The 1,628-nt window shown below is 66.2% G+C and carries 3 protein-coding genes; all 3 read left to right on the forward strand.

The annotated features are described in order from the left end of the window. A partial coding sequence (locus AB4Z09_RS29005) for an IS3 family transposase (protein WP_442239977.1) occupies window positions 1–110 on the forward strand: 110 nt, incomplete at its 5' end. 82 nt (window positions 111–192) lie between these two features. Beyond that, complete coding sequence (locus AB4Z09_RS29010) at window positions 193–852, forward strand: cysteine hydrolase family protein (RefSeq protein WP_174910592.1); 660 nt, start codon at window positions 193–195, stop codon at window positions 850–852. Between the two features lie 433 nt (window positions 853–1,285). Beyond that, a complete protein-coding gene (locus AB4Z09_RS29015) occupies window positions 1,286–1,615 on the forward strand; it encodes a transglycosylase family protein (protein ID WP_442241384.1) in 330 nt (109 codons plus the stop codon). Window positions 1,616–1,628: the final 13 nt, after the last annotated feature.

Genomic DNA, 1,628 nt, shown 5'->3' on the forward strand with positions numbered 1-1,628 from the left:
TCACCGTCGCGATCGATGACTACATCGCATGGTTCAACACCGAACGAAGCCACTCAACGCTGAAGGGCCTGAGCCCGGTTGAATACCGGGCTCAGGCCCTTGCCGCATAGCCCCGTTACGATCTCACTTGGCCAGTCCAACTTCCGGGGAGCAGTTCACCGGGAGAGGGGCGCTTTCGCTATGTTCGACGGCATGACGGATGCGGCAGGCTCGCTCGACGATCATGTTCGCCCACATCTCGATTCGTCCGCGCTCGTGGTGATCGACATGCAGAACGACTTCATGGACGAGGGGCCGCTTCCGGTTCCCGGAACCGCAGCCTTGCTCCCCGTGCTCACCCGGATCGTCGACGCGTACCGCCGCGCCGGGCGCCCGATCGTGCATGTCGTCCGGATCTATGACGGCGATGACGTCGACCTCGTGCGCCGGACGGCCATCACCCGTGACGACGCGCCGCTCGTGCGGCCGGGCACGACAGGCTCGCAGGTGGTCGACGGTCTCCTGCCCGTCGGCGCGCCGCCACTCGATCCGAAACTCCTTGTCGAGGGCGGGTTCCAGCCGGTAGGCCCGTCCGAGACCGTGATGTGGAAGCCGCGCTGGAGCGCATTCCATCGGACCCGGCTGGACGAGCACCTGGCCGGACTCGGCGTCGACACCGTCGTCGTCGCCGGCTGCAATTTCCCGAACTGCCCGCGGGCCACGCTGTTCGACGCGAGCGCCCGCGACTACCGGACCGTTCTCGCCTCCGGCGCGACGTCACAGGTCACACTGGATCGCCTCGCCGATGCCCGGTCCATCGGAGTCGTCGTAATGCCCGCCGCAGCCATCGCCGCCGCTTTCCATGCGACGTGAACAGGTCTTTTTCGCCGAAACTGCACGGTTGCGCAATTCGTAACCGGCGCACCGTTTCTGGTCGCGTGAGCATTTCGCACCACCCTGGATGTGCCTGACATCACAGCCCAGCAGTGACCCTCATCACTGTTTGGACTCGAGTCCAACCCCGGAAACCGGGCTGTTTCGCCCGCCGACCTCCCGATACGACCGACCACACAGCGCCATCATGGACGGCCGTACCGAAAAACCGATGGGTGACGCCGAAACCGATCCGTCCTAGCGTCGTCAACGGCTCGACACGAACGAGCAACCGCCGTCCCGCTTCTCGTCATCTCTGCCCCCGCGGGACCGGATTCGAAGACCTTCCAGGGCAGAAGCGAGGGAATCGCTTCCGGCGCCCACCGACGGGCCCCCGGAACCCTCGCCATCCACCACGGAGAGGACATCAACTATGGCTGGCATCACCGTCAAACGCGCACTCGGCACCGTCGCCGCCACCACGGCACTTATCGCCGCACCACTCGCAATGAGCACCGGCACGGCCAACGCCGCCTCCGGCGACTGGGATTCCGTCGCCCAGTGCGAGAGCGGCGGCGACTGGGGCGCGGACACCGGCAACGGCTACTACGGCGGCCTGCAGTTCAGCGCCGGGACCTGGAACGCCAACGGCGGCTCCGGCCTGCCCCACCACAATTCGCGTGAGGAGCAGATCYGGGTTGCCGAGAGCGTTCTGGCGAACCAGGGCAGTGGTRCGTGGCCGTCGTGCGGCCAATTCCTCTGAGCCTGAATACGCT

Origin of the sequence: Rhodococcus sp. TAF43, assembly GCF_052113525.1 — a bacterium.
Lineage (GTDB): Bacteria > Actinomycetota > Actinomycetes > Mycobacteriales > Mycobacteriaceae > Prescottella.